This is a genomic window from Pseudomonas sp. NFACC08-1, from assembly GCF_900106735.1.
Classification (GTDB): Bacteria; Pseudomonadota; Gammaproteobacteria; order Pseudomonadales; family Pseudomonadaceae; genus Aquipseudomonas; species Aquipseudomonas fluorescens_Q.
Window position 1 is genome coordinate 804849 of record NZ_FNNL01000001.1, and the last position, 26614, is coordinate 831462.

Below are 26614 nucleotides of genomic sequence, written 5' to 3' on the forward strand. Positions count from 1 at the left end.
CGTCATCCCTGTAGGGCAATCCCTACCCCGACTCTTCCATCCGGCTGAGGTGATTCTCTCCTGCGCCCCGATTTGCGCAGGCCCCAGGCTCCACTAGGCTTGACTCACAAGCAGTCATCAATACAAAAGGTGCGGGTATGAGCCAGGTCGATTCAAGCGCGGGGGCCAGTGATGTGCTGGTCAGCTTTCGTGGTGTGCAAAAGAGCTACGACGGCGAGAACCTGATCGTCAAAGACCTCAACCTGGACATTCGCAAGGGCGAATTCCTGACCCTGCTCGGGCCTTCCGGCTCCGGCAAGACCACCAGCCTGATGATGCTCGCCGGGTTTGAGACCCCAACCGCCGGTGAGATCCTGCTGGCCGGGCGCTCGATCAACAACGTGCCACCGCACAAGCGCGACATCGGCATGGTGTTCCAGAACTACGCCTTGTTCCCGCACATGACCGTCGCCGAGAACCTGGCGTTCCCGCTGACGGTGCGTGGCCTGAACAAGAGCGACGTGAGTGATCGGGTCAAGCGCGTCTTGAGCATGGTCCAGCTGGACAGCTTCGCCCAACGCTACCCGGCGCAATTGTCCGGCGGCCAGCAACAACGGGTAGCCCTGGCCCGGGCGCTGGTGTTCGAACCGCAGCTGGTGTTGATGGACGAACCCCTTGGTGCGTTGGACAAGCAGCTGCGTGAACACATGCAGATGGAAATCAAGCATCTGCACCAGCGCCTCGGCGTCACCGTGGTGTACGTGACCCACGACCAGGGCGAAGCCTTGACCATGTCTGACCGCGTGGCGGTATTCCACCAGGGCGAGATCCAGCAGATCGCCCCTCCGCGCACACTGTATGAAGAGCCGAAAAACACCTTCGTCGCCAACTTCATCGGCGAAAACAACCGTCTCAACGGTCGTCTGCACAGTCAGACCGGCGACCGCTGCCTGGTGGAATTGGGACGCGGTGAAAAGGTCGAGGCATTGGCGGTGAATGTCGGCAAGCCTGGCGAGCCGGTGACCCTGTCGATCCGCCCGGAACGGGTGAGCCTCAACGGCGCAAGCGAACAATGCATCAACCGCTTCTCAGGGAGGGTGGCGGAATTCATCTATCTGGGCGACCACGTCCGGGTTCGCCTGGAAGTCTGCGGCAAGAATGACTTCTTCGTGAAGCAACCGATTGCCGAGCTCGATCCCGGGCTGGCCGTTGGCGACGTGGTTCCGCTTGGCTGGCAAGTCGAGCATGTGCGTGCGCTCGATCCCCTTCTAGAGGCGAATTGATCGCCCCCTGCTGTACCAACACCAACCCTGCACGTGGAGAGAACAATAAATGTTGAGATCCCTGAAGTTCACAGCCCTGACACTGGGCATGATGGGTGCGGCAAGCGCGATGGCGGCGGGCCCGGACCTGACCGTGGTGTCTTTCGGCGGGGCGAACAAGGCGGCTCAGGTCAAAGCCTTTTACGCACCGTGGGAAGCGGCCGGCAATGGCAAGATCGTGGCTGGCGAGTACAACGGCGAAATGGCCAAGGTCAAGGCCATGGTCGATACCAAGAGCGTTTCGTGGGATTTGGTAGAAGTCGAGTCCCCGGAATTGTCCCGTGGTTGTGACGAAGACATGTTCGAACAACTCGATCCGGCCCTGTTCGGCAAGGCCGAAGACTACGTCAAGGGCGCCATCCAGCCTTGCGGCGTGGGCTTCTTCGTGTGGTCGACCGTGCTGGCCTACAACGCCGACAAGCTCAAGACCGCGCCGACCAGTTGGGCGGATTTCTGGGACACCAAGCAATTCCCAGGCAAACGTGGCCTGCGCAAGGGCGCCAAGTACACGCTGGAATTCGCCTTGATGGCCGATGGCGTAGCGCCGAAAGACGTCTACAAAGTACTGGCTGGCAAAGACGGCCAGGATCGCGCCTTCAAGAAGCTCGATGAGCTCAAGCCGAACATCCAGTGGTGGGAAGCTGGCGCCCAGCCGCCGCAGTACCTGGCTTCCGGTGACGTGGTCATGAGCTCGGCCTACAACGGCCGGATCGCCGCGGTACAGAAAGAAAGCAACCTGAAAGTGGTGTGGAACGGCGGTATCTACGACTTCGACGCTTGGGCCATCCCACGTGGCCTGGACAAGACCCGCGCCGAAGCTGCGAAGAAATTCATCGCCTTCTCGGTGGCGCCGCAGCAGCAGAAGACCTATTCGGAAAACATCGCCTACGGTCCGGCCAATACCCAGGCTGTACCGTTGCTGGCCAAGGATGTCCTGAAGGACATGCCGACCACCCCGGAAAACATCGCCAACCAAGTGCAGATCGACGTCAGCTTCTGGGCTGACAACGGTGAGCAACTGGAGCAGCGCTTCAACTCCTGGGCGGCCAAGTAACCAAAGCGTCCATGGGTGAACGGGCTTTGTGGCGAGGGAGCTTGCTCCCGCTTGAGTGCGCAGCACTCACAAAATTGGCGTTGCCGACAAAATTTTGGGGCCGCTTCGCAGCCCAGCGCGAGCAAGCTCGCTCGCCACAATGACTCGCTTGCACAGGTTGCGGTTTCAAAAGAACAGAGGCGGCCCGCCGCTTCTGTAACGATCAAAAAGATTCGCGGAGTTCGCCATGGCTATCGCCGTTCCACTGAACGCGGGCACCAGCCCCACCCTCAAGCAACGGCTCAAGCATGCCGAGCGGATCAACCGCTGGAAGGCCCAGGCCTTGATCGCGCCGCTGGTGTTGTTTCTGTTGCTGGTGTTCCTGGTGCCGATCGTGGCGCTGCTGTTCAAAAGCGTCAGCAACCCGGAAGTGGTGGGCGCCATGCCTCGCACTGTCGCCGCCGTCGCTGCATGGGACGGACGTGGTTTGCCGGGCGAGCCGGTGTACAAGGCTGCCAGTGAAGACCTGGCCGAAGCCCGCAAGAATCAGACCTTGGGCGACTTGTCCAAGCGCCTGAACATGGAACTGGCCGGCTATCGTAGCCTGCTGACCAAGACCGCTCGGGCGTTGCCGTTTGCCACCGAGCCGGCTTCCTATAAAGAAGCCTTGGAAAACCTCGATGAGCGTTGGGGCGACCCGGCGTACTGGCAGGTGATCCGCCGCAACACCAGCGACGTTACCCCGTATTACCTGCTGGCGGCCGTCGATCACCGCATCGATGACCTCGGCGAACTGGCCCCAGCTACCCCCGACCAGGCGATTTACCTGGATATCTTCACTCGCACGTTCTGGATGGGCCTGGTGATCACCGCGATCTGCCTGGTGCTGGCTTATCCGTTGGCCTACCTGCTGGCTAACCTGCCTTCGCGCCAGAGCAACCTGCTGATGATCCTGGTGCTGCTACCGTTCTGGACCTCGATCCTGGTACGCGTCGCCGCATGGATCGTGCTGCTGCAGTCCGGTGGTCTGATCAACAGTGCGCTGATGGCCATGGGCGTCATCGATAAGCCCCTGGAGCTGGTGTTCAACCGCACCGGCGTATACATCTCCATGGTCCACATCCTGCTGCCGTTCATGATCCTGCCGATCTACAGCGTGATGAAGGGCATCTCGCCAACCTATATGCGTGCGGCGATTTCCCTGGGCTGTCACCCGTTCGCCAGTTTCTGGCGGGTGTACTTCCCGCAGACCTATGCCGGGGTCGGTGCCGGTTGCCTGTTGGTGTTCATCCTTGCCATCGGCTACTACATCACGCCGGCGCTGCTGGGCAGCCCGAACGATCAGATGGTCAGCTACTTCGTCGCGTTCTACACCAACACCAGCATCAACTGGGGCATGGCCACGGCGCTCGGCGGGCTGCTGTTGCTGGCGACCATCGTGCTTTATCTGATTTACAGCTGGCTGGTGGGCGCCAGTCGCCTGCGCCTGAGCTAAGGGGAGATCGAAAATGGTGAGTCCTTACATGTCCCCCGTCGAGCGGGTGTGGTTCTACTGCTTGCGCACACTCTGCGGGCTGATTCTGTTGTTCCTGATCTTGCCGGTGCTGGTGATCATTCCACTGTCGTTCAACTCCGGCAGTTTCCTGGTGTACCCGCTGCAAGGCTTTTCGCTGCAGTGGTACCACGATTTCTTCGCCTCGGCCGAATGGATGCGAGCGCTGAAGAACAGCATCATCGTGGCCCCGGCGGCGACGTTGCTGGCGATGGTCTTCGGCACGCTCGCGGCCATCGGCCTGACCCGTGGTGACTTCCCAGGCAAGGCGTTGGTGATGGCCCTGGTGATTTCGCCGATGGTGGTGCCGGTGGTGATCATTGGCGTGGCCAGTTACCTGTTTTTCGCACCGCTGGGGATGGGCAACAGCTTCTTCTCGCTGATCGTGGTCCACGCCGTGCTGGGTGTACCGTTCGTGATCATCACGGTGTCGGCGACCCTACAGGGGTTCAACCACAACCTGGTTCGGGCCGCTGCCAGCCTGGGGGCTTCGCCACTGACGGCGTTTCGTCGGGTGACCCTGCCGTTGATCGCCCCGGGTGTGATCTCCGGCGCACTGTTCGCCTTCGCGACGTCGTTCGATGAAGTGGTGGTGACCCTGTTCCTGGCCGGCCCCGAGCAGGCAACCTTGCCACGGCAGATGTTCAGCGGCATCCGCGAAAACCTCAGCCCCACCATCGCGGCGGCGGCGACCCTGCTGATTGCCTTCTCGGTGATCCTGTTGCTGACCCTGGAGTGGTTGCGTGGGCGTAGCGAGAAGCTGCGTACTACCCAAGCCTGACGAATATGGGAGCGAGCAAGCTCGCTCCCATAGGGCCTCATCCACAGGCTCCTTATCGCATTCATGGGCTGAATGGCAGACAACCTCCAATACCGAGCTATCCTTGTGCCAGCCCATACTCGAATAAGAGGCCGCGCACATGAGTCTTTCCTCATTCAAGATCGCCCATAAACTGATCACCGGTGCTGCTGCCATCGAGCAACTGGCGGCGGAGTTGACGCGCCTGGACGTCGACAACCCGCTGATCGTGACCGATGCGGCGTTGGTCAAGTCCGGCACCGTGGAACTGGCCTTGCAACATCTGGGCGGACGGGACTACGAGATTTTCGACCGGGTGATGCCGGACCCGGAAATCGCCATTGTCGAGGACTGCATGCAAGCCTATCGCGACGGTGGTCATGATGGCCTGATCGGTCTCGGCGGTGGCAGTGCCATCGACATTGCCAAGTGCGTGGGCGTCTATGCCGGGTACCACGGCGAGCTGCAGGATATGTTCGGCGTCGATCAGGTGCCGCGCAAAGGCCCGCCCATGATTGCCATCCCCACCACGGCCGGTACCGGTTCGGAAGTCACCAACGTGGCGATCCTCTCCGACAAGGCCGCGCAGCTGAAAAAAGGCATCGTCAGCGATTATCTGTTGCCGGACGTGGCGCTGGTCAGTCCGCAGATGACCCTCACCTGTCCGCGCGGCGTCACGGCTGCCAGTGGCGTTGATGCGCTGGCACACGCCATCGAGGCCTACCTGTCGCTCAATGCTTCGCCAATCACCGATGCCCTGGCCATCGGCGCAATCAAGCTGATCAGCCGCGCGCTGCCCAAGGCCTATGCCAACCCGGCTCACCTGCAAGCCCGGGAAGACATGGCCACGGCCAGCCTCATGGCCGGCATGGCATTCGGCAATGCCGGGGTTGGGGCGGTCCATGCACTGGCTTATCCATTGGGCGGGCGTTTTCACGTGTCCCATGGCGTCGCCAATGCTATGTTGCTGCCATACGTCATGACCTGGAACAAGATGGCCTGTGTCGAGCGCATGCGTGACATCGCCGAGGCCATGGGCCTCAAGACCGCTCACCTGAGCGACCTTGAGGCGGCCGATGAGGCTGTGGAGGCGATGATTACGCTGTGTGCTGCCGTGGAAATACCCCAAGGTCTCAGCAGCCTGGGCGTGACCGAGGACGTGATTCCATCCATGGCGGTGGAAGCGGCGGGAATAGAACGGTTGATGCGCAACAATCCACGCAAACTGAGCGCCGCCGATATCGAGAAGATCTACCGCGCGGCGTATTGATCGATTGCCACGGTGGGCGCGCCAAATCTTGAGGTATACAATGCGCGCCATCGTGATTTCGCTCAAAACAGGTGCGTCATGCAGCCCTTCGCTATTGCTCCGTCGATTCTCTCTGCCGACTTCGCCCGCCTGGGCGAGGAAGTGGACAACGTTCTGGCCGCCGGGGCCGACATCGTGCACTTCGATGTCATGGACAACCACTACGTACCCAACCTGACCATCGGCCCGATGGTCTGCGCGGCGCTGCGCAAGTACGGCGTCACCGCGCCGATCGACGCGCATTTGATGGTCAGCCCGGTGGACCGCATCGTTGGTGACTTCATCGAAGCCGGCGCTACCTACATCACTTTCCACCCTGAAGCCACGCAGCACATTGACCGCTCCCTGCAATTGATCCGCGAAGGCGGTTGCAAGGCCGGCCTGGTGTTCAACCCGGCGACGCCCCTGGACGTGCTCAAGTACGTGATGGACAAGGTCGACATGATCCTGCTGATGAGCGTCAACCCTGGCTTCGGCGGGCAGAAGTTCATCCCGGGCACGCTCGACAAGCTGCGCGAAGCCCGTGCGTTGATCGATGCCTCGGGGCGTGACATCCGCCTGGAAATCGACGGCGGCGTGAACGTGGGCAACATTCGCGAAATCGCCGCCGCCGGCGCCGATACCTTTGTCGCAGGCTCGGCGATCTTCAATGCGCCGGACTACAAAGAGGTGATTGAAAAGATGCGTGCCGAACTGGCCCTGGCCCGCCCATGAGCGGCTTTGAGCAGCTGTTTCCCGGCACCTTGCCGCGCCTGGTGATGTTCGACCTCGATGGCACATTGATCGATTCGCTTCCAGATCTCGCGGCCGCCGTAGACCACATGCTGCTCGCGCTCGGACGTCCAGCCGCTGGCCTTGACGCGGTGCGCCAGTGGGTTGGCAACGGCACTCCCACTCTGGTGCGCCGAGCCCTGGCCAATCACATCGATGCCCAAGGTGTCGATGACGCCGAGGCCGAGCGGGCGTTGGCATTGTTCAACGAGGCCTACGAAGGCAGCCACGAATTGACCGTGGTCTATCCTGGCGTACGCTCCACCCTCAAGTGGCTGCAGAAGCAAGGTGTGGAAATGGCGCTGATTACCAATAAGCCGGAACGCTTTGTCGCGCCTTTGCTGGATCAGATGAAGATTGGACGCTATTTTCGCTGGATCATCGGTGGCGATACCTTGCCGCAGAGAAAACCCGATCCGGCGGCGCTGTTTTTTGTCATGAAAATGGCGAATATCCCAGCCTCGCAATCGTTGTTTGTCGGTGACTCGGTCATCGACGTGCAAGCGGCAAAAGCAGCGGGCGTAAAATGTGTAGGGTTGAGCTATGGATACAACCCTGGACGGCCCATCGCAGAAGAGTGTCCTGCTCTAGTCATCGACGATTTGCGCCTGTTAATTCCCGGTTGCCTGGACCCGGCCGCTGAGATAACGTTGCCCGACGCTGTTCAATCCTCTTCTGGAAACGCCATCGTGGTGGTCACTCGCAAACTCTGGATGAAAGTCATGAAGGCCCTGGCCCGCTGGCGTTGGCGCACCTGACGTGATCCCGGCCGGTTATCCGGCGCGTTTGCATACCTGACTGTCAGCTCCTCTTGCCACGAGGCACCCCATGATCCGCGAAGAATTCCTGCGTCTAGCCGCTGCCGGCTACAACCGCATCCCTCTTGCCTGTGAAACCCTGGCTGACTTCGACACACCGCTGTCGATCTACCTCAAGTTGGCCGACCAGCCCAACTCCTACTTGCTCGAATCGGTGCAGGGCGGTGAGAAATGGGGCCGTTATTCCATCATCGGCCTGCCGTGCCGCACGGTGCTGCGGGTCCATGACCATCGCGTCAGCGTGACCCACGACGGTGTCGAAATCGAAAGCCTCGAAGTTGAAGACCCGCTGGCGTTCGTCGAAACCTTCAAGGCCCGCTACAACGTGCCGACCATCCCCGGCCTGCCGCGCTTCAACGGTGGCCTGGTGGGGTATTTCGGCTACGACTGCGTGCGTTACGTGGAAAAACGCCTGGGCACCTGCCCGAACCCCGATCCGCTGGGCGTGCCGGATATTTTGCTGATGGTGTCCGATGCGGTCGTCGTTTTCGACAACCTCGCCGGCAAGATGCACGCCATCGTCCTGGCCGATCCGTCCCAGGAAGATGCCTACGAGCAAGGTCAACAAAGCCTGCAAGCACTGTTGGAAAAGTTACGTCAGCCGATCGCTCCGCGTCCCGGCCTGGACTTCAGCAAGCAGTCGGCGACCGACCCGGTGTTTCGTTCCAGTTTCACCCAGGACGATTACGAACGGGCCGTCGATACCATCAAGGAGTACATCCTCGCGGGTGACTGCATGCAGGTCGTGCCGTCGCAACGGATGTCCATCGACTTCAAGGCGGCGCCCATCGATCTCTACCGGGCGCTGCGCTGCTTCAACCCGACGCCCTACATGTACTTCTTCAACTTCGGCGACTTCCATGTCGTGGGCAGTTCGCCGGAAGTGCTGGTGCGTGTCGAAGACAACCTGATCACGGTACGGCCGATCGCCGGCACTCGCCCCCGTGGCGCTACGGAGGAAGCTGACCGGGCCTTGGAAGAGGATCTGCTGTCGGACGACAAGGAAATCGCCGAGCACCTGATGCTGATTGACCTGGGGCGCAACGACACCGGGCGGGTCTCGGAAATCGGCTCGGTGAAGCTCACCGAGAAGATGGTCATCGAGCGCTATTCCAACGTGATGCACATCGTCTCCAACGTCACCGGCCAGTTGAAGGCCGGGCTGACGGCGATGGACGCCTTGCGGGCGATCCTGCCAGCGGGCACCTTGTCTGGCGCGCCGAAAATCCGCGCGATGGAAATCATCGACGAGCTGGAGCCGGTCAAGCGGGGCGTGTACGGCGGGGCCGTGGGTTACTTCGCCTGGAACGGCAACATGGACACTGCCATTGCCATTCGCACTGCCGTCATCAAGAACGGTGAACTGCACGTACAGGCCGGCGGCGGTATCGTCGCCGACTCGGTGCCGGCGCTGGAGTGGGAAGAAACCCTGAACAAGCGCCGGGCCATGTTCCGCGCCGTGGCGCTGGCCGAGCAGACTTCGAACGATTGAAAACCCTTCGACAACTCGATCAGTGTGTGTGGGAGCGAGCTTGCTCGCGATGAGGCCGTCATATTCAACCAACCAGTTGACTGACAGTCCGCTATCGCGAGCAAGCTCGCTCCCACAGGTTTTCTCGATCAGAAGTCAAGGCTGACGCCCAGGCTTACCCCTTGCTGGGTCATGTCATCATCCTTGCGCAGTGTATAACCACCCCGTAGCGCCAAGTCGTTGGTCAACTTGTGGCTGACCCCCAGGCTCAGGCGATTGAGGTGGCTCTGTGGCGTGTAGCCTTCCAGTGTGAAGTCATTGGCCGGCAGGCTGTTGAGGGCAATGTTCACCTTTTGCGTGTCGTCTTCGTACTCGCGTTCGTGGGCATACTCGCCAAACACCTGGGTCTGGCGGGTGATGTTGTATTTGCCCTGCAAGCCAATGCCCAGGCGTTTCGAGTCGCGGGTCTGGTCATCGAAGGTCAGGGCCGTGGAGCGGTTGCTCTTTTCCGAGTAGCCGTCGACTTCCACCTTCGCATAGTCAGCGCTGATAAACGGCGAGAGGTGCCATTCGCTGCCCGGCTGGGCAATGTCGTAGCCCACCCGCGTGCTGAATGCCCAGAGATGGCCGTCGGTGTCGCCTTTCTCCTGCGCTTCGTTGACGCCCAGGTCGAACTTGCGCTCCAGGTTGTCGTAGTCGAGCTTGCCGCCGGTCAGTGCCGCATCGGCCCACCAGCGGTTTTGCTGGAACTGGGCGAAAGCGGTCGCCAGGTAGCTATTGAGTTTGTACTTCGAATCGTTGTGGCCTGCTTCCATGTCCTGGCGGTAGAGGCCGGCGGCGACACCTACGCGCCACGCGTCGTTGAGGCGATAGCTGCCGCCAATGTTCAGGCTGTAGCCACTGCCATCGGCGCTGGCGCCGCTGTCCTGGCTGTCCATGTCCAGATGCTGACCACCGCCGGCCACGATGGCCCGCCATTGACCGACGGCCTGCCAGTTCTCCCAGTCCGATTGCCACTGGCTGCGTAACTCGTCCTGGTGAGCGCGCAGGGTCGAGTGGGCCATTTCCGGCAGCAACGTCAGTTCCCATGGTGCCGCGAGCAGGGAATAGGCGTAGTCGGCGATCAGTTTCTGTCCGGCTTCGGTCGGATGGACCGCGTCGTTGTAGATCAGCTTGGTGGGATCAGGCGTGGCGCTGTTGATGCCGTAGGTGGCGTTTTCGGTGCAGCCGTTGCCGCTGAAGCAGGTCGCGGTGAGATTTTCTCCTGTGGCGAGGCCGAATCTTGCCGGGTCGGCGAAGCTTTCCTTGAGCAACAGCGGAATGTTCAATGGGATGATTTCAGCGTCGATGCCTTGCAGTCGCGTGATCAACTGCTGGTTGAACTGGTTGCCCAGTTGCGAAAAGGCGTCTTGTAACGGACCACCGTTGAGGGCCGGGGTCAGGCCCAGGTCAGGCAACAACCAGACCATCACATAGCGGGCACCAGCCATTTGCAGCACCTGGACGCTGTCGGCCAGACGGTCCGCGGCGGCGTTCGCTTGTTCGGGGGTCAGTACCCGGCCTTGAAGGAAATCGTTGCCACCACCGGAAATGTAATACAGCGCATTTGGATCGGCGCGCAAGCCATTGGACTGCAGGTAGCCAGGACGGCTGCGCTCGCCGGTGTCGGACACGCCGGTAATCGATTCGAGGATCTGGTCGGTGCGATAACCGCCCACCGCCCAGTTGTTGCCGTCCGCCAGCCCCTGGTCGGCGCGGACCGCCGAAGTGGAAGCGGCAGTCTCGTCGGCGGAATAACCCAGGCGCCCACCGAGCAACTGGGTGGAGTTGGCGGAGTAGGCCTCGCCGCTGCCGTCGGTATAGATCGGACCGGTTCGGTTGGTGTAACGCTCGGTCGAGCCGGGCGGACCATTCGGGTCGGCGAACTGGCCGGCGTCGTTGAGGCTGTCGCCGAACACGATGAACTTGGAGTAAGGGTTGGGGGCGGCGCTCGCCTGGGCGCAGGCCATCGCCAGCAGGCAACCGGCAATCGGTACGAACAACGTCTTCTTTATCATGGGAAAGTCCGTTTTTATCTTATTTTTGTTAGAAAACGAAACGACAGTACCAAAAACTTCCGGCATTCTGCCATCCATCTTGAATGTCGCGATTGTTTCAAAGCCCTTCGGGATCGCCCATATTGCGTGCTCCGCCCAGCTAAGCTACTGTGCCGGGACGTATGAACGAGACTTTCCCTGTGTCGATTGTCAGCAAACTTCTGGATCAAATGATCAAGGCACACGCCCGCTGGCGTTGGCGCGCCTGAACATTCTCCGCCGGCTTCGCCGGACCTGTACCGATTTGCCTTCTTTACCCGCTTGTAGAGCCGCTTCGCAGGGGCATCACTTGCCTCGCCAAGCGCAGCAGCGTGCGGGTCATTCTCTGAAGGCTGTATTTAAAGTCAGTGAATTCAATAGGTTGCTTACGCCATGTTGCTGATGATCGATAACTACGACTCTTTTACCTACAACGTTGTGCAGTACCTCGGCGAGCTGGGCTCCGAGGTCAAGGTCGTGCGCAACGACGAATTGACCATCGCCGAAATCGAAGCCCTCAAGCCTGAGCGCATTGTGGTTTCGCCCGGCCCATGCACGCCGACCGAAGCGGGCATTTCCATCGACGCCATCAAGTATTTCGCCGGCAAGCTGCCGATCCTCGGTGTCTGCCTGGGGCACCAGTCGATCGGCCAAGCGTTCGGCGGCGACGTGGTACGCGCCCGACAAGTCATGCACGGTAAGACTAGCCCGGTATTCCACGAGGACAAGGGCGTGTTCGAGGGGCTGAATCATCCGCTTACCGTAACCCGCTACCATTCCCTGGTGGTCAAGCGCGAAACTCTGCCTGACTGTCTGGAGTTGACGGCTTGGACCCAGTTTGAAGATGGCTCGGTCGATGAAATCATGGGCCTGCGCCACAAGACGCTGAATATCGAGGGTGTGCAATTTCATCCCGAGTCTATTCTCACCGAACAGGGCCACGAACTGTTCGCCAACTTCCTCAAACAAACCGGCGGCACGCGCTAAGGACTTTTCATGGATATCAAGACAGCCCTGAGCCGTATCGTCGGCCATCTCGACCTGAGCACCGACGAGATGCGCGACGTGATGCGCGAAATCATGACCGGCCAATGCACGGATGCACAGATCGGCGCGTTCATGATGGCCATGCGCATGAAGAGTGAGAGCATCGATGAAATCGTGGGTGCGGTTTCGGCGATGCGTGAGCTGGCGGACAAGGTCGAACTCAAGACGCTGGACGGTGTGGTGGATGTGGTCGGTACCGGCGGTGACGGCGCCAATATCTTCAACGTTTCCACGGCCTCGTCGTTTGTCGTCGCGGCGGCCGGTTGCACCGTTGCCAAACATGGCAATCGGGCAGTTTCCGGCAAGAGCGGCAGTGCCGATCTGCTGGAGGCAGCGGGCATTTACCTGAACCTGACGCCGGTCCAGGTGGCACGCTGTATCGATAACGTCGGCATCGGTTTCATGTTTGCCCAGACCCACCATAGCGCCATGAAACACGCCGCCGCGCCGCGCCGCGAGCTGGGGCTGCGTACGCTGTTCAACATGCTCGGCCCGCTTACGAATCCGGCCGGCGTGAAACATCAGGTAGTCGGTGTGTTCAGCCAGGCGTTGTGCCGACCATTGGCTGAAGTCTTGCAACGGCTGGGCAGCAAGCACGTACTGGTGGTCCATTCGAAGGATGGACTGGATGAGTTCAGCCTGGCGGCGCCTACATTCGTGGCCGAGCTAAAAAATGATCAGATCAGCGAGTATTGGGTCGAACCTGAAGACCTCGGTATGAAGAGCCAGAGCCTGCACGGGCTGGCAGTCGACGGCCCGGCCCAATCGCTGGAGCTGATTCGTGATGCCCTGGGGCGTCGCAAGACCGAGAATGGCCAGAAAGCCGCTGAGATGATCGTGCTCAATGCCGGTGCCGCGTTGTACGCCGCCGACCACGCCAGCAGCCTCAAGCAAGGCGTGGAACTGGCCCATGATGCGCTGCACACTGGGCTGGCCAGGGAAAAGCTTGAAGAGTTGGGTGCATTTACCGCCGTATTCAAAGTGGAGAACGAAGGATGAGCGTGCCAACGGTTCTGGAAAACATTCTGGCTCGCAAGGCCCAGGAAGTGGCCGAGCGCAGCGCTCGGGTCAGTCTGTCCGAGCTGGAAAGCCTAGCGCGTTCAGCGGATGCGCCGCGCGGCTTTGCCCAGGCTCTGATCGATCAGGCCAAGAAAAAACAGCCGGCGGTGATTGCTGAAATCAAGAAGGCATCCCCCAGCAAGGGCGTGATTCGTGAACACTTCGTCCCGGCCGAGATCGCGCGAAGCTACGAGAAGGGCGGTGCTACCTGCCTCTCGGTGCTGACCGACGTCGACTTTTTTCAAGGCGCTGACGACTACCTGAAACAGGCGCGGGCGGCATGCAAGCTGCCAGTGATCCGCAAGGATTTCATGATCGACCCGTACCAGATCGTCGAGGCGCGTGCGCTGGGCGCCGACTGCGTGCTGTTGATTGTTTCCGCCTTGGACGACGTGAAAATGGCCGAGCTGGCGGCCGTAGCCAAAAGCGTCGGGCTGGATGTCCTGGTGGAAGTCCACGACGGTGACGAGTTGGAACGAGCCCTGAAAACCCTCGATACCAAACTGGTCGGCGTGAACAATCGCAACCTGCACACTTTTGAAGTGAGCCTGGAAACCACTCTGGACCTGTTGCCACGCATTCCGCGCGATCGCCTGGTCATCACCGAAAGCGGCATTCTCAACCGGGCCGATGTCGAGCTGATGGAAGTCAGCGATGTGTATTCGTTCCTGGTGGGCGAAGCGTTCATGCGCGCCGAAAACCCGGGCGTGGAATTGCAGCGACTGTTCTTTCCTGAACGAGGCCTGCCGGTGAGCGGCTCGACGCTGGACTGATCCATGTCGCCTGTGATTTCCCTCACCGTCGAAGCTGGCCTGCAAGCCGAACAGGATCTGCTAGCCAGCATCTGCGCGGGCGACGCCGAGTTCGGCCTGCTGTTCTGGCAGCCCAACGACCGTGCGCTGGTCATGCCGCGCCGCTTGAGTCGCCTACCGGGGTTTGAATACGCTTGTGAAGTATCGGCTGCTCATGGCTGGCCTGTCTTGTTGCGTGAAACAGGTGGCGAACCGGTGCCGCAGTCGGTCGCTACGGTCAATATCGCCCTGGTCTACGCACCACCGCGCAGCGAAGGTGACCACGGACGTATCGAAACCGGCTATCGCCGGTTGTGCGATCCCATCTGTCAGCTGTTGGACGAGTTGGGCGGGGTGGCTTCGCTGGGAGAGGTGGAAGGGGCTTTTTGTGACGGGCGCTTCAACGTCAACCTCGACGGCCGGAAAATGGTGGGCACCGCCCAGCGCTGGCGCCAGAGCAAAGGGGGGCAGCGTCCGGTGGGGCTGGTTCATGGCGCGTTTTTGCTGGAGAACGAGCGCGAGTCCTTGGTCGCGGCAGTCAATCGCTTCAATGAGGCTTGCGGCCTGGAGCCGCGAGTGCGAGCCGAGAGCCATATTGCCCTGCATGAAAAATTCCCGGCGCCTCACGCGCTGGAGCGGCTCGACGCTTTGTACCGGGAGCTGCTGATCAATCTGCTGGGCGCCTAACGCGTTCCGAACACCACCATGGTCTTGCCTTTGACACTGACCAGGTTGCGCTCTTCCAGATCCTTGAGAACGCGACCGACCATTTCCCGCGAACAACCGACAATCCGACCAATCTCTTGGCGGGTCACCTTGATCTGCATCCCGTCCGGGTGGGTCATGGCATCGGGCTGCTTGCACAGTTCCAACAGGCAGCGTGCGACACGTCCGGTGACGTCAAAAAATGCGAGATCGCCGACCTTGCGGGTGGTATTGCGCAGGCGCTGTGCGATTTGTCCGCTGAGTACGTAAAGAATGTCCGGGTCTTGCAGGGACAGTTCTCGGAATTTGGCGTAGCTGATTTCCGCAACTTCACATTCAATCTTGGTCCGCACCCAGGCACTGCGTTCCTGTTCCTTGCCCGCCTGTTCGAATAACCCCAGCTCGCCAAAAAAATCCCCGGAGTTGAGATAGGCGATGATCATTTCCCGACCGTCGTCATCTTCTATGAGGATAGTGACCGACCCCTTGATGATGAAAAACAACGTCTCGGAACGATCTCCTGCACAAATGATGTTGTGTTTGGCTGGATAGCGGCGGCGCTGGCAATGCATCAAGAGTTTGTCGAGATTCTTGATCTTGAACGTGGGAGTAATGGCAACCATGGTTGTATCCCGAAAGACTGCGCAGTGTGATGGTTTGGTTTTTTTATAGACGCGAATGGCTATCGCTAAAAGCTGGCCATGCGCCAGCGAGTTGGCGTATGGCCAGCTTAACAGAGGCGTCCTTAATTGATTTGAGAATTTACCTACGTACTGTCAGGTCAGGTCTCCTAAGACGGAGAGCGGTCATGCCGGAGCGCTGTGCTAAGCTGGCGACCCTTTTTTAACAGTGGAGTCTTGGCGATGAAGGCACGCATCCAATGGGCTGGCGAAGCCATGTTCCTCGGTGAGTCAGGCAGTGGTCATGTGGTCGTCATGGACGGCCCGCCAGAGGCCGGTGGGCGGAACCTGGGGGTTCGGCCGATGGAGATGCTCCTGCTGGGCGTGGGCGGTTGCAGTAACTTCGACGTGGTCAGCATTCTCAAAAAGTCCCGCCAGGCCGTCGAAAGCTGCGAAGCTTTCCTGGAGGCAGAGCGCGCCACTGAAGATCCCAAAGTGTTTACCAAGATCCACATGCACTTCGTGGTGAAGGGGCGAGCCCTGAAGGAAGCCCAGGTCAAGCGCGCCATTGAGCTGTCCGCCGAGAAGTACTGCTCGGCTTCGATCATGCTCGGCGCCGCGGGGGTCGAAATCACCCACGATTATGAAATCATCGAGTTGGGTTGAGTCGATAGCCGACGGGCCGTATTGAAGTTTTCGGAAATTAAAAAGGCGACTTCCCTTGGGGGCGTCGCCTTTTTAATTTCCGGGGAATGAGCTGGTCAGTCCCCAATTGCCGTCAAATCCGATAAGTGCTCTTGGTCATGACCTTGGCCAGCAGGCTCATGCCGAACTTGACCGGGGCCGGAAAACGGAAGCCACCGGCCTCAAGTGCACTCTCGGCGTGGTGTTCCTCATCCACGCGCATCTGCTCAAGGATCGCCCGGGATTTTTCATCCTCGGCTGGCAGTTGTTCGAGATGTTCATTCAAATGCTTGCACACTTGATGTTCAGTCGCCGCAACGAATCCGAGGCTGACTTTGTCGCTGATCAGCCCGGCAACGGCCCCGATCCCGAATGACATGCCATAGAACAGCGGGTTCAGGACGCTGGTATGGCTGCCCAATTGGCGAATCCGTTGTTCACACCAGACCAGATGGTCGATTTCTTCCTCGGCGGCATGCTCCATTGCTTCACGCACTTGCGGTAGCTTCGCTGTCAGCGCCTGGCCCTGATACAGCGCCTGGGCACAGACTTCGCCGGTGTGGTTGATACGCATCAGTCCGGCGACGTGGCGGGTTTGCTCGTCACTCAGTTGCGCGTCTGGCTGCACGATAGCCGGTGATGGACGGTACGGCTGGCCACTGAAGGGCAGCAGGGTGCGCATCGCGGTATCGGCTTGCAGCAACAGACGGTCAATCGGCGAGTAGTGACGTTGGGTAGTCATGCTTACCTCCGGGAAAAATCACAGCGGCCAGTTTAACCCAATCGACCGCCGAAGATTTGCGTTGGGTCAGGTGTATCAGCCCGGTGGCCAGTTCATCTGGCGCTGCCCCAGCACATGCATATGAATGTGATAGACCGTTTGCCCGCCCAGTTCATTGCAGTTCATCACCACACGAAAACCTTCTTCACAGCCCAATTCAAGTGCCAGGCGCTGCGCAGTGAACAAAATGTGTCCAGCCAGGCCTTTGTCTTCCTCGGCCAGGTCATTGAGGGTGCGAATCGGCTTTTTCGGTATGACCAAAAAATGTACAGGCGCTTGCGGGGCGATGTCGTGGAAGGCCAGTACCTGGTCATCCTCGTAAATGATCTTTGCCGGAATTTCCCGGTTGATGATCTTGGTGAACAGAGTATCCACAGCTGTTTTCTCCATTGGGTTCGTCGAGGTCGGGGGGCGTGAAGGCTCCGATTGAGGCGACTGATAGTTCAACTTGAAGGGATCAGCGCGGGCAATAGGCCTTGTTGATCATGCCGGCGATGGTTCGGACCAGCCATCGCGAGCCCAGGCGCGGCAGTGCGGCCAGCCAGCGGTTGCGGCGTCCGGGAATGATGATGGCGCGGTTGCGGTCCAGCGCGCGCACGGCGTACAGGGCCACTTCTTCGGGGCTCATCAGTAACTTGCTGTCGATGAGCTTCTGTTCGTCCATCTGCGCCCTGGAAAAGAAGCCGGTCCGGGTCGGACCAGGGCAAAGCACCGAGACCTTGATCGCGCATTTCTTCAGCTCGACCCGCAGGGCTTCGGAGAAGTGCAGCACATAGGCCTTGCTGGCGTAATAGGTACTCATCCAGGGGCCGGGCTGGAACGCGGCGATCGAGGCGACGTTGAGGATCTGGCCGCCGCCAAGCAGCGCCATGCTGTTACCGATGGCATGACAAAGCCGTGTCAGGGCGAGGATATTGACTTCGATCAGGTCCTGCTCGGTCATCCAGTCCTGGCCCAGGAACGGCCCGCTGGTGCCGATGCCTGCGCAATTGACCAGCAGGTCGATCTGCCGCTCGCCTTCCTCCAGTTCCAGGAGAAAGCCTGAAAGCCTCAACGGTTCGCTCAGGTCACAAGCCCGGAACAATACCTCCACGCCAAACCGCTGAGTCAGTTCGATTGCAATACTTTCCAGCCGATCACGCTGTCGAGCCACCAGTATCAGGTTGCGGCCGCGCCGGGCCAGCGCTTCGGCCATGGCCAGGCCAATGCCGCTGGAAGCGCCAGTGATCAGTGCGTAACGGGTCATGCAGTTCTCCATCGCAACAGCCCGCCGCCAGTTGACTGGGCTGTCACCGGCATGAAGCGCGCTTATTGTTCCTCTTCTTCTTCATAGTCTACAGAAGGTGGAGCGGGCTCGGCTGCCTCGACGGCGGGCTCTTCAGAGGTTTCGTTGCTGTATTCACTGCTTTCATAGCTGCTCAGGCTGCTGCTGTCGTAGTCCTCCTGAAGGGCCCCGAAGATGCCGGCAAAGGTAGCCATGAAAATCAGGACGATCATCACCAGCCAGAGCGAGGCCAGCAATTTGACCGCAGTGGTATTGCGCGGCGGCGGGGGGCCGTACTGGTTTGCGCCGGTATTGCCCGGAGCGATGATGAGGATGAAGGGGAAGATGCTGCCCACGAAGGGAACCAGGTTGATCAGCCACAACCACCCCGACCAGCCCAGATCATGCAGGCGCTGGACGTTGAACTGGATGCTCACGAAGGCAAAGGCAAGGACGACGACTGCGGCGAGCAGGCCGCCGACGATGAGTCCCGCGACCGAGTCGGAAGCCAGCAGCCAGGCCGTGGCCAACCAGAAGCCTATGCCGACCAAGGGCAGTAGGGCCAAGGTCAACACCATGGTCCAGGCCAGGTAGCGCAGGCGTCCGATACGCCCGTCGAAGCTGAAGGGCTTGAGCGTGCCGTACTCTGCAAGCACTTCACCGACTTCGGCGCGGGGAGGCGCGTACGGCGAGGCGGGCTCGACGATCGAATCGGGATGGCGTCCACTCGGTTGCCGTGGTGCCTCCTGTACCTCGCCAAGATTCAGTTGGACGACGGGTTCGGCTTCGATCCTGGCATCGATCCCGCTCTTGTTGAGCGCTTCCAGGTACTGTTGCGCCTCGCTCTGGGACAGGTTGCTTTTGAGGGCTACCTTGCGCCCGGTGAACAGCCGTTCAATGGCGCTGACATCGCTTTTGAACAGCTCGGCGAGGTTGAGTTTGGCGGTGGTGGTATCGACGCCCGGCATCAGGCCGCCGTCGAATACGATGTTGAAGCGGGTTTCGCTCATGCCCGGCATCCTTGTCTCTAGAAGTTGAATAGTTGTTTTGTTCAGGCTGATTCAGCGGGGCCATTGCCCGCCAAGCTGCGCCGCCCGTGCTTGTGCCTGACGGTATTCTTCATCCAGGCGTGCCACTAACTGATCGATGCTGGGCAAATCATCGATTTCACCCACGCCCTGGCCCGCGGACCATACGGTTTTCCAGGCCTTGGCTTCATCGTTCAGCGGTTTGAGTTTCGAGCCAAAATCCACCTCGCCCTTGTTCTGCAGAGCGGTCAGATCGAAACCGGCATTCTCCAGGCTCTGGCGCATGAAACTGGCCGGCACTCCGGATACAGCGGGAGTATGCACGATGTCTGCGGCTCTGGATGTGAGCAACATCTCTTTATAAGCTTCAGGGGCGTGGCTTTCGCTCGTAGCGATAAAGCGCGTACCGAAGTAGGCCAGATCGGCGCCGAGCAATTGTGCAGCCAGAATCTGGTGACCGTGGTTCAGGCATCCTGCAAGCAGTAAGGTCTTATCAAAAAACTGCCGGATCTCGGCAATCAATGAGAACGGGCTCCAGGTCCCGGCGTGTCCGCCTGCACCGGCGGCAACGGCGATCAAGCCATCGACACCGGCTTCGGCGGCTTTCTCGGCATGACGCCGGGTCGTCACGTCATGGAACACCAGCCCGCCATAAGCATGGACGGCATCCACCAACTCCTTCACCGCGCCCAGGCTGGTGATGACAATCGGCACCTTGTGTTCGATGCAGATGGCCAGGTCGGCTTGAAGCCGCGGGTTGCTGTGATGGACGATCAGGTTCACAGCGTAGGGTGCCGGATTTTCCAGGGTCGCCAGGCCTGCTTCGATTTCCGCCAACCAGGCCTTGAAGCCACTGCTTTCGCGCTGGTTCAACGCCGGAAAACTACCGACGATGCCGTTACGGCAGCAGGCCAGCACCAGTTGTGGATTGGAAATCAGGAACATTGGCGCTGCCACGACGGGCAGGCGCAAGCGTTGTTCAAGCAGAGCGGGCAACGACATCGCAAGTACCCCGGATAATGGACGCTGATTGGAGATTAGAACGGTCGGACGACAACCAGAATTACGATAGCCAGCAATATCAGAACCGGCACTTCATTGAACCAGCGATAAAAGACATGGCTGCGGGTGTTTTCGCCACGGGCGAAGCGCTTTACCTGGGCGCCGCACATATGGTGGTAACCGATCAGCAGCACGACCAGGGTCAGCTTGGCGTGCATCCAGCCACCTTGGGTGAAGTAGGCGCCGGCGTTGAGGCTGAGCAGCCAGATGCCGAATACCAGGGTGGCAATCATCGCCGGGCCCATGATGCCGCGATACAACTTGCGCTCCATGACGCTGAAGCGCTCCTTGCTGACGCTGTCTTCGCTTTGGGCGTGATAGACAAACAGGCGAGGCAGGTAGAACAGGCCGGCGAACCAGCAGACCATGCTGACGATGTGAAGTGCTTTGAGCCACAGATAGAGCATTTTTAGTTATTCCCAGGATTCACGGTAGCCCGATAGTAGAGGTTAGAGCGTCCGCACGTCACCTTGGCGGTTGTCGCCGGGCCCTGCGGCCCCTATCATCGACGGCTTTCCAGTGGGTTCGTTGAGGGCAGGTTTATGGTCAAGGTCGGTATCGTCGGCGGCACGGGGTACACCGGTGTCGAACTGCTGCGTCTGTTGGCACAGCATCCGCAAGCTGAGGTGGTGGTCATCACTTCCCGATCCGAGGCCGGCCTGGCCGTCGCCGACATGTACCCGAACCTGCGAGGCCATTACGACGGCCTGGCGTTCAGCGTTCCGGACGTCAAGACCCTTGGCGCCTGCGATGTGGTGTTCTTCGCCACGCCCCACGGTGTCGCCCACGCCCTGGCGGGTGAACTGCTGGCTGCCGGGACCAAGGTCATCGACCTGTCGGCGGACTTCCGCCTGCAGGACGCTGATGAATGGGCCAAGTGGTACGGTCAACCTCACGGCGCGCCGGATCTGCTCGACGAGGCGGTTTACGGCTTGCCGGAAGTCAATCGCGAGAAAATCAAGCAGGCCCGACTGATCGCGGTACCGGGTTGCTATCCGACGGCAACTCAGCTGGGGTTCCTGCCGTTGCTCGAGGCCGGTCTTGCCGATGCTTCGCGTCTGATTGCCGACTGCAAGTCCGGTGTCAGCGGTGCCGGGCGTGGCGCCAGTGTCGGTTCGCTTTACTCCGAGACGTCGGAAAGCATGAAGGCGTACGCGGTCAAGGGGCATCGCCATCTGCCGGAGATTCGCCAGGGGCTGCGCCGGGCCGCGGGCAAGGAGGTCGGCCTGACCTTCGTGCCGCACCTGACGCCGATGATTCGTGGCATCCACTCCACTCTTTATGCAACCGTCGTCGATCGTTCGGTGGACCTGCAGGCGTTGTTTGAAAAGCGTTACGCCAACGAACCGTTCGTCGACGTAATGCCGGCCGGCAGCCACCCGGAAACTCGCAGCGTGCGCGGTGCGAACGTTTGCCGGATCGCCGTGCATCGTCCGCAGGACGGTGATCTGGTGGTGGTGTTGTCGGTCATCGATAACCTGGTCAAGGGCGCGTCCGGCCAGGCGGTGCAGAACCTGAACATCCTGTTCGGGCTGGATGAGCGCCTGGGGCTGTCCCATGCGGGGATGTTGCCGTAACGGCAGTTAAAAGCTGCAAGCTTTAAGCTACAAGCTTGCAGCCTTTAACTTGTAGCTTGCCGCTGCTCTTCAAATAGTTGACCGATTTTCTAGGAGAAGCGGATAATGCCCGCCATCACGCATTATGGCGGCGTAAGCGCCGGGAGATATTCAGCATGAGCGTCGAAACCTTCACCCCCACGGCTTTGCAATTCACCCACGGTGCCGCGCACAAGGTGAAGAGCCTGGTCGATGAAGAGGGCAATGATCGTTTGAAGCTGCGCGTATTTGTTACGGGTGGCGGTTGTTCCGGCTTCCAGTATGGCTTTACTTTCGATGAGGAAGTGGCCGAAGACGACACCATCGTCGAGCGCGAAGGTGTCAGCCTGGTGGTCGATCCAATGAGCTTCCAGTACCTGGCAGGTGCCGAGGTGGATTACCAGGAAGGTTTGGAAGGCTCGCGGTTCGTGATCAAGAACCCAAACGCGACCACGACTTGTGGGTGCGGTTCTTCGTTCTCGATCTGAGACGGCTCCAATAAAAACGCCGCAGTGCCTTACGGCCCTGCGGCGTTTTTCTGTCCCTGATCTTTCTCAGGCCGGGTAGATGGCGCCGAGTACGCGCAAGCCACAGGCGCCAGTAACACTCGGACGATTGCCCGGAATGCCTTCAAGGCAGCAATGGGCGAGCCAGGCGAAAGCCATGGCTTCGACCCAGTCCGGGTCCACGCCATACACCGCCGTACTGCTGACCTTGGTATCCGGCAGCAACTCAGCCAGGCGCTTCATGAGCGCCTGGTTGTGCGCGCCGCCGCCACAGACCAGCAACTCTTGAGTATTGGACTGGGCATGTTGAAGGGATTCGAAGATGGTCAGGGCAGTCAGTTCGAGCAGCGTCGCCTGTACGTCTTCCGGGGCGAAGGTTGGCAACTTCGACAAATGCTGACTCAGCCAAGGCAGGTTGAAGACCTCACGGCCGGTACTTTTCGGCCCCTTGGTGACGAAAAAAGGATCTCTGAGCAGTGCCTTGAGCAGGGCTGGCTCGACTTTCCCGCTGGCAGCCCATTGACCGTCCCGATCGAAATGCTCGCCTCGTTGTTGGTGTATCCAGGCATCGAGCAATACGTTGCCTGGACCACAGTCGAAACCAGCTACTGGTTTTGCGGGCTCTATCAGGCTGAGATTGCTGAAACCGCCGACATTCAGCACGGCGCGATTGCCGACTCGTTCTTCGAACAGTGCTTCGTGAAATGCCGGAACCAGCGGGGCGCCTTGTCCACCGGCGGCGACGTCGCGGCTGCGGAAGTCGCTGACGACGGCGATGCCGGTCAACTCACTCAACAAGGCCGGATTGCCAATCTGTACGGTAAATCCGCGGGCTGGTTCATGGCGGATGGTCTGGCCGTGGCTGCCGACCGCCGTGATGTCTTCAGGCTTGAGTTTCTGTTCGTTGAGCAGGGTATGGATACCCTGTGCAGCCAGCTTTACCCAGCTTTGCTGGGCAATGGCGGAGCGGGCGATCTCATCGGGCCCGCTGCTGCACAATCCGAGCAATTCGGTGCGCAGTGCGGCGGGCATTGGAATGTAGTGCGTGGCGATCAATTTGATCGCCGGGGTCAGTTCGATCAGTGCGATGTCCAAGCCATCCAGGCTGGTCCCGGACATCACACCGATATAGAGCGCCATGCTTAGCGCTTGCTCGAGGCCAGCATGGTGGCTTTCTCTTGATCCATGCGAGCCATCAAGGGTTGGCTTTGGGCCAGGAAGCGCGCGCGCTCGGCCTTGGCGATCGGATCGGCCATCGGCAGTTTCTGGCCTAGTGGGTCGACGTGGACGCCGTTGACCTGGAACTCATAATGCAAGTGCGGTCCGGTGGACAGGCCGGTAGTGCCGATGTATCCAATAACCTGGCCTTGCTTGACAGTGCCGCCTGTCTTCACGCCTTTGGCGAAGCCCTGCATGTGGCCGTACAGCGTGCGATAGGTATTGCCGTGCTGGATGATCACGGTGTTGCCATAACCGCCACGACGTCCGGCAAGCAATACCTTGCCGTCGCCGGCGGCCTTGATTGGCGTACCGCGGGGGGCGGCGTAGTCGACACCTTTATGGGCGCGGATCTTGTTCAGGATTGGATGCTTGCGACCGGCGGAGAACTTCGAGCTGATACGGGCGAAATCAACCGGTGTACGGATGAAGGCCTTGCGCATGCTGTTGCCGTCGGCAGTGTAGTAGCTGCTGTTGCCTTGCTTGTTGGTGTAGCGCACTGCGGTGTACGTCTTGCCACGGTTGGTGAAGCGCGCGGAAAGAATCGGACCGTTGCCGACACTCTTGCCATTGACCACTTTTTGCTCATAGATGATGTCGAACTCGTCACCCTGGCGAATGTCCTGGGCGAAGTCGATGTCGTAGCCAAATACGCTGGCCATGTCCATGGTCAGGCTATGGGAAAGGCCGGCACGAGCAGCCGACTGGGACAATGAGCTGTTGATGACGCCATGAACGTAGGCCGAGCGAACGGTAGGCTTGGCGGTGACGCGGTTAAATACATACCCCTTGTCGTTTTTGGTCAGGGTGATGCTTTCCAGGTCGCTCAGCTTGGTGTGCAGGTTGGTCAGCTGTCCGTCTGGATTGAGTTCGAATTCGAGTTTCTGGCCGCGCTGCAGTTGAGTGAACTGCTTGGCTTGCTTGTCGCTGGCCAGGATTTCATGGACCGAAGTCGAGGGCAGGCCAACCTTTTCGAAGAGGGTGGAAAGTGTGTCGCCCTTGGCAACAATCACTTCGCGATGGTCTGGTCCCTTCTTTTCTTCTGCAACAGGCGCTTCTACCTGAGCGGCTGCCTCGGTGGTGTCTTGCGGGCTGTTTTCAATCTGCGCAAAAGGAGAGGCGGCCGGTTCGTTTGTGGCTTGAACGGCTTCGGCGGCGTCTTGTTCTTGTGTCAGTTGTTCAGCAGGGCTTTCCAGTTCAAGACTCAGAGTCGTCTTTTTGGCTTCAACATCGCTGGAGGGAAACACCAGGAGCGCCAGGCTAAGGAGGGCTGCGATGCCACTTGCGGCAAGCAGGTGGGTCTTTGGGTAAAGCGGTGGCGCTTTAGACGGTTCTGTGGTCATAGGTAATTTTGACTTTTGAAAAGATGAATTGGAAAAGATGAATGACATGATGAAGATGAAATAACTGTATAAAATATAACCAAATCCCCTGCGAAGCAAGCCCGCGGACGCTCTGTTCTGTGGATTGGCGTCCGCGCGCCGGGCAAACCTTGTATTTGGTGCGCGATCTTGTATGGTTGGGGCCCTTTGAATCTGAGCCTTACGGGTCTGTTATGAAGTCGGTTGAAGAGCAGCTAGCGCTGATCAAACGTGGTGCGGAAGAACTGTTGGTCGAGTCCGAGCTGATCGAAAAGCTCAAGCGCGGGCAGCCGCTGCGTATCAAGGCCGGTTTCGATCCAACGGCGCCCGATCTGCACCTGGGTCATACCGTGCTTATTAATAAGCTGCGCCAGTTCCAGGATCTGGGGCACCAGGTCATCTTCCTTATAGGTGACTTCACCGGGATGATCGGTGATCCAAGTGGCAAGAGTGCTACGCGCCCACCGCTGACTCGTGAGCAGGTTCTCGATAATGCCGAGACCTACAAGACTCAGGTTTTCAAGATTCTTGATCCGGCCAAGACTGAAGTGGCTTTCAACTCCACTTGGATGGATCAAATGGGGCCGGCGGATTTCATTCGCCTGACGTCTCAGTACACCGTAGCTCGTATGCTCGAGCGCGATGATTTCGACAAGCGCTATAAATCCAATCAGCCAATTGCCATCCATGAGTTCCTCTACCCGCTTGTACAGGGTTATGACTCGGTCGCGTTGCGCGCGGACGTTGAGCTCGGCGGTACTGACCAGAAGTTCAACCTGTTGATGGGGCGTGAGTTGCAGCGTGGCTATGGTCAGGAGGCGCAATGCATTCTGACCATGCCATTGCTGGAAGGTCTGGATGGCGTGAAGAAGATGTCCAAGTCGCTGGGCAACTACGTAGGTATTCAGGAAGCGCCCGGCGTCATGTACAGCAAACTGGTCTCCATTCCTGATGTGCTGATGTGGCGTTACTTCGAGCTGTTGAGCTTCCGGTCCATGGATGAGATCAATGCGTTCCGTGCCGATGTCGAGGCGGGAGCCAATCCACGAGACATCAAGATCAAGCTGGCCGAAGAGATTGTTGCTCGTTTCCACGGTGAGGAGGCTGCGGCCAATGCTCATCGCGCGGCGGGTAATCGTATGAAGGATGGTGAGCTGCCGGATGATCTGCCGGAGATCGAGCTGACTGCTGCCGAGGATATGCCGATTGCGGCAGTCCTTAATAAAGCAGGCTTGGTCAAGAACGCTGCGGTGGCGCGAGATCTCCTGGGCTCGGGTGGTGTGCGTATAGATGGTGTAGTTGTGGATCGCGCCTATATATATGAGCTGGGTTCTACTCATGTATGTCAGGCCGGCAAGAAGGCTTTTGCGCGTATTACGCTGAAATCTGAATAAAGCTGAAAATAGGTGTTGACGGCAGATTCTGGAAGTCTATAATTCGCCCCACTTCCGGCGCAGTCGAAACGGAAAACTTCTTGAGATTCAATGAGTTAAGTAGGTTTCGAAGGTGCGGGGCTTCAGTTCATCGAAGCCCAGAAGGAGCAGGTGGAGCGGTGTTGTTTGGCTCTATCGGCGGTTCGATCTTCTCGGTCGAAAGCGGTGAAAAAGAGGTGTTGACAGCAGCGAGTAACGCTGTAGAATTCGCCTCCCGCTAACGAGAGATCGGAAGCGCAAGTGGTTGAAGTTGAAAAGGAAACTTTGAAAACTTCTGAAAATAACCGCTTGACAGATACACGGGGCGCTGTAGAATGCGCGCCTCGGTTGA

The 26614-nt window shown here is 59.4% G+C and carries 26 protein-coding genes; 16 read left to right on the top strand and 10 right to left on the bottom strand.

Features of this window, described 5'->3' with window-relative positions:
- Window positions 1-137 precede the first annotated feature (137 nt).
- The 8 genes from BLU76_RS03705 (at window position 138) to trpE (ending at window position 9075) form a co-directional block, all read left to right on the top strand.
- Window positions 138-1262, top strand: a complete 1125-nt coding sequence (locus BLU76_RS03705) for an ABC transporter ATP-binding protein (protein WP_092146421.1) — start codon at window positions 138-140, stop codon at window positions 1260-1262.
- Window positions 1263-1311: 49 nt separating this feature from the next.
- Window positions 1312-2355, top strand: coding sequence for an ABC transporter substrate-binding protein (locus BLU76_RS03710; RefSeq protein WP_003206153.1), 1044 nt, complete (start codon window positions 1312-1314; stop codon window positions 2353-2355).
- Window positions 2356-2581: 226 nt separating this feature from the next.
- Window positions 2582-3829 carry an ABC transporter permease gene (locus tag BLU76_RS03715; RefSeq protein ID WP_018607201.1) on the top strand — a complete coding sequence of 416 codons (1248 nt, stop codon included), beginning with the start codon at window positions 2582-2584 and terminating at the stop codon, window positions 3827-3829.
- A 13-nt stretch (window positions 3830-3842) separates the two neighbouring features.
- On the top strand, window positions 3843-4667 hold the full coding sequence (locus tag BLU76_RS03720; RefSeq protein ID WP_063324119.1) for an ABC transporter permease: 825 nt from the start codon (window positions 3843-3845) through the stop codon (window positions 4665-4667).
- Between the two features lie 139 nt (window positions 4668-4806).
- Window positions 4807-5955, top strand: coding sequence for an iron-containing alcohol dehydrogenase (locus tag BLU76_RS03725; protein WP_063324120.1), 1149 nt, complete (start codon window positions 4807-4809; stop codon window positions 5953-5955).
- Between the two features lie 78 nt (window positions 5956-6033).
- On the top strand, window positions 6034-6708 hold the full coding sequence (gene rpe, locus BLU76_RS03730; RefSeq protein WP_072342494.1) for a ribulose-phosphate 3-epimerase: 675 nt from the start codon (window positions 6034-6036) through the stop codon (window positions 6706-6708).
- On the top strand, window positions 6705-7523 hold the full coding sequence (locus BLU76_RS03735) for a phosphoglycolate phosphatase (RefSeq protein WP_092221560.1): 819 nt from the start codon (window positions 6705-6707) through the stop codon (window positions 7521-7523). The genes rpe and BLU76_RS03735 overlap by 4 nt, the downstream gene beginning before the upstream one ends.
- 70 nt (window positions 7524-7593) lie before the next feature.
- On the top strand, window positions 7594-9075 hold the full coding sequence (gene trpE / locus BLU76_RS03740; protein ID WP_092221562.1) for an anthranilate synthase component I: 1482 nt from the start codon (window positions 7594-7596) through the stop codon (window positions 9073-9075).
- A gap of 128 nt (window positions 9076-9203) precedes the next feature.
- On the opposite strand, the gene estP is transcribed toward trpE, so the two are convergent.
- A complete protein-coding gene (gene estP, locus BLU76_RS03745) occupies window positions 9204-11111 on the bottom strand; it encodes an esterase EstP (RefSeq protein ID WP_092221564.1) in 1908 nt (635 codons plus the stop codon).
- A 411-nt stretch (window positions 11112-11522) separates the two neighbouring features.
- On the opposite strand from estP, the gene BLU76_RS03750 reads away from it, so the two are divergent.
- From BLU76_RS03750 to BLU76_RS03765, 4 genes are read left to right on the top strand one after another with little or no spacing between them, the layout of a single operon-like run.
- Window positions 11523-12116: an aminodeoxychorismate/anthranilate synthase component II gene (locus BLU76_RS03750; protein WP_063324125.1), complete on the top strand. Its 594-nt coding sequence runs from the start codon at window positions 11523-11525 to the stop codon at window positions 12114-12116.
- A 9-nt stretch (window positions 12117-12125) separates the two neighbouring features.
- Entirely contained in the window at window positions 12126-13175 is a 1050-nt protein-coding gene (gene trpD / locus BLU76_RS03755; RefSeq protein ID WP_092146427.1) for an anthranilate phosphoribosyltransferase, read from the top strand.
- The gene (gene trpC / locus BLU76_RS03760) at window positions 13172-14008 is read left to right on the top strand and encodes an indole-3-glycerol phosphate synthase TrpC (protein ID WP_092146429.1); all 837 of its coding nucleotides are present in this window, start codon (window positions 13172-13174) and stop codon (window positions 14006-14008) included. The genes trpD and trpC overlap by 4 nt, the downstream gene beginning before the upstream one ends.
- A gap of 3 nt (window positions 14009-14011) precedes the next feature.
- On the top strand, window positions 14012-14713 hold the full coding sequence (locus BLU76_RS03765; RefSeq protein ID WP_092146431.1) for a lipoate--protein ligase family protein: 702 nt from the start codon (window positions 14012-14014) through the stop codon (window positions 14711-14713).
- On the opposite strand, the gene crp is transcribed toward BLU76_RS03765, so the two are convergent.
- Window positions 14710-15354: a cAMP-activated global transcriptional regulator CRP gene (crp, locus tag BLU76_RS03770; RefSeq protein ID WP_060740379.1), complete on the bottom strand. Its 645-nt coding sequence runs from the start codon at window positions 15352-15354 to the stop codon at window positions 14710-14712. The genes BLU76_RS03765 and crp overlap by 4 nt on opposite strands.
- Window positions 15355-15594: 240 nt before the next feature.
- Here crp and BLU76_RS03775 point away from each other — a divergent pair, with 240 nt between their 5' ends.
- On the top strand, window positions 15595-16017 hold the full coding sequence (locus BLU76_RS03775) for an OsmC family protein (RefSeq protein WP_003206127.1): 423 nt from the start codon (window positions 15595-15597) through the stop codon (window positions 16015-16017).
- A 112-nt stretch (window positions 16018-16129) separates the two neighbouring features.
- Here the strand turns inward: BLU76_RS03775 and coq7 are convergent, their stop codons facing one another.
- From coq7 to hemJ, 6 genes are all read right to left on the bottom strand, one after another.
- Complete coding sequence (coq7, locus tag BLU76_RS03780; protein ID WP_014340488.1) at window positions 16130-16777, bottom strand: 2-polyprenyl-3-methyl-6-methoxy-1,4-benzoquinone monooxygenase; 648 nt, start codon at window positions 16775-16777, stop codon at window positions 16130-16132.
- Between the two features lie 75 nt (window positions 16778-16852).
- A complete protein-coding gene (locus tag BLU76_RS03785; RefSeq protein WP_003206124.1) occupies window positions 16853-17191 on the bottom strand; it encodes a histidine triad nucleotide-binding protein in 339 nt (112 codons plus the stop codon).
- Between the two features lie 82 nt (window positions 17192-17273).
- Entirely contained in the window at window positions 17274-18062 is a 789-nt protein-coding gene (locus BLU76_RS03790; protein ID WP_072342509.1) for an SDR family NAD(P)-dependent oxidoreductase, read from the bottom strand.
- Window positions 18063-18124: 62 nt separating this feature from the next.
- Window positions 18125-19090 carry a DUF805 domain-containing protein gene (locus BLU76_RS03795; RefSeq protein ID WP_092221566.1) on the bottom strand — a complete coding sequence of 322 codons (966 nt, stop codon included), beginning with the start codon at window positions 19088-19090 and terminating at the stop codon, window positions 18125-18127.
- Between the two features lie 51 nt (window positions 19091-19141).
- Entirely contained in the window at window positions 19142-20110 is a 969-nt protein-coding gene (locus tag BLU76_RS03800) for an NAD(P)H-dependent flavin oxidoreductase (protein WP_092146435.1), read from the bottom strand.
- A gap of 35 nt (window positions 20111-20145) precedes the next feature.
- On the bottom strand, window positions 20146-20577 hold the full coding sequence (gene hemJ, locus BLU76_RS03805; RefSeq protein ID WP_003206117.1) for a protoporphyrinogen oxidase HemJ: 432 nt from the start codon (window positions 20575-20577) through the stop codon (window positions 20146-20148).
- Between the two features lie 135 nt (window positions 20578-20712).
- Here hemJ and argC point away from each other — a divergent pair, with 135 nt between their 5' ends.
- The gene (argC, locus tag BLU76_RS03810) at window positions 20713-21747 is read left to right on the top strand and encodes an N-acetyl-gamma-glutamyl-phosphate reductase (RefSeq protein WP_057449595.1); all 1035 of its coding nucleotides are present in this window, start codon (window positions 20713-20715) and stop codon (window positions 21745-21747) included.
- A gap of 155 nt (window positions 21748-21902) precedes the next feature.
- Window positions 21903-22253, top strand: a complete 351-nt coding sequence (gene erpA / locus BLU76_RS03815) for an iron-sulfur cluster insertion protein ErpA (protein WP_003177727.1) — start codon at window positions 21903-21905, stop codon at window positions 22251-22253.
- Between the two features lie 66 nt (window positions 22254-22319).
- Here the strand turns inward: erpA and BLU76_RS03820 are convergent, their stop codons facing one another.
- Both BLU76_RS03820 and BLU76_RS03825 read right to left on the bottom strand, forming a co-directional pair.
- Window positions 22320-23411 (bottom strand): anhydro-N-acetylmuramic acid kinase, encoded by a 1092-nt coding sequence (locus tag BLU76_RS03820; RefSeq protein ID WP_092221568.1) that lies wholly within the window; start codon window positions 23409-23411, stop codon window positions 22320-22322.
- A 2-nt stretch (window positions 23412-23413) separates the two neighbouring features.
- Window positions 23414-24832, bottom strand: coding sequence for a peptidoglycan DD-metalloendopeptidase family protein (locus BLU76_RS03825; protein ID WP_092146439.1), 1419 nt, complete (start codon window positions 24830-24832; stop codon window positions 23414-23416).
- Between the two features lie 212 nt (window positions 24833-25044).
- Between BLU76_RS03825 and tyrS the strand changes: the two genes are divergently transcribed.
- Window positions 25045-26244, top strand: coding sequence for a tyrosine--tRNA ligase (tyrS, locus tag BLU76_RS03830; protein ID WP_092146441.1), 1200 nt, complete (start codon window positions 25045-25047; stop codon window positions 26242-26244).
- The last annotated feature ends 370 nt before the right edge of the window (window positions 26245-26614 follow it).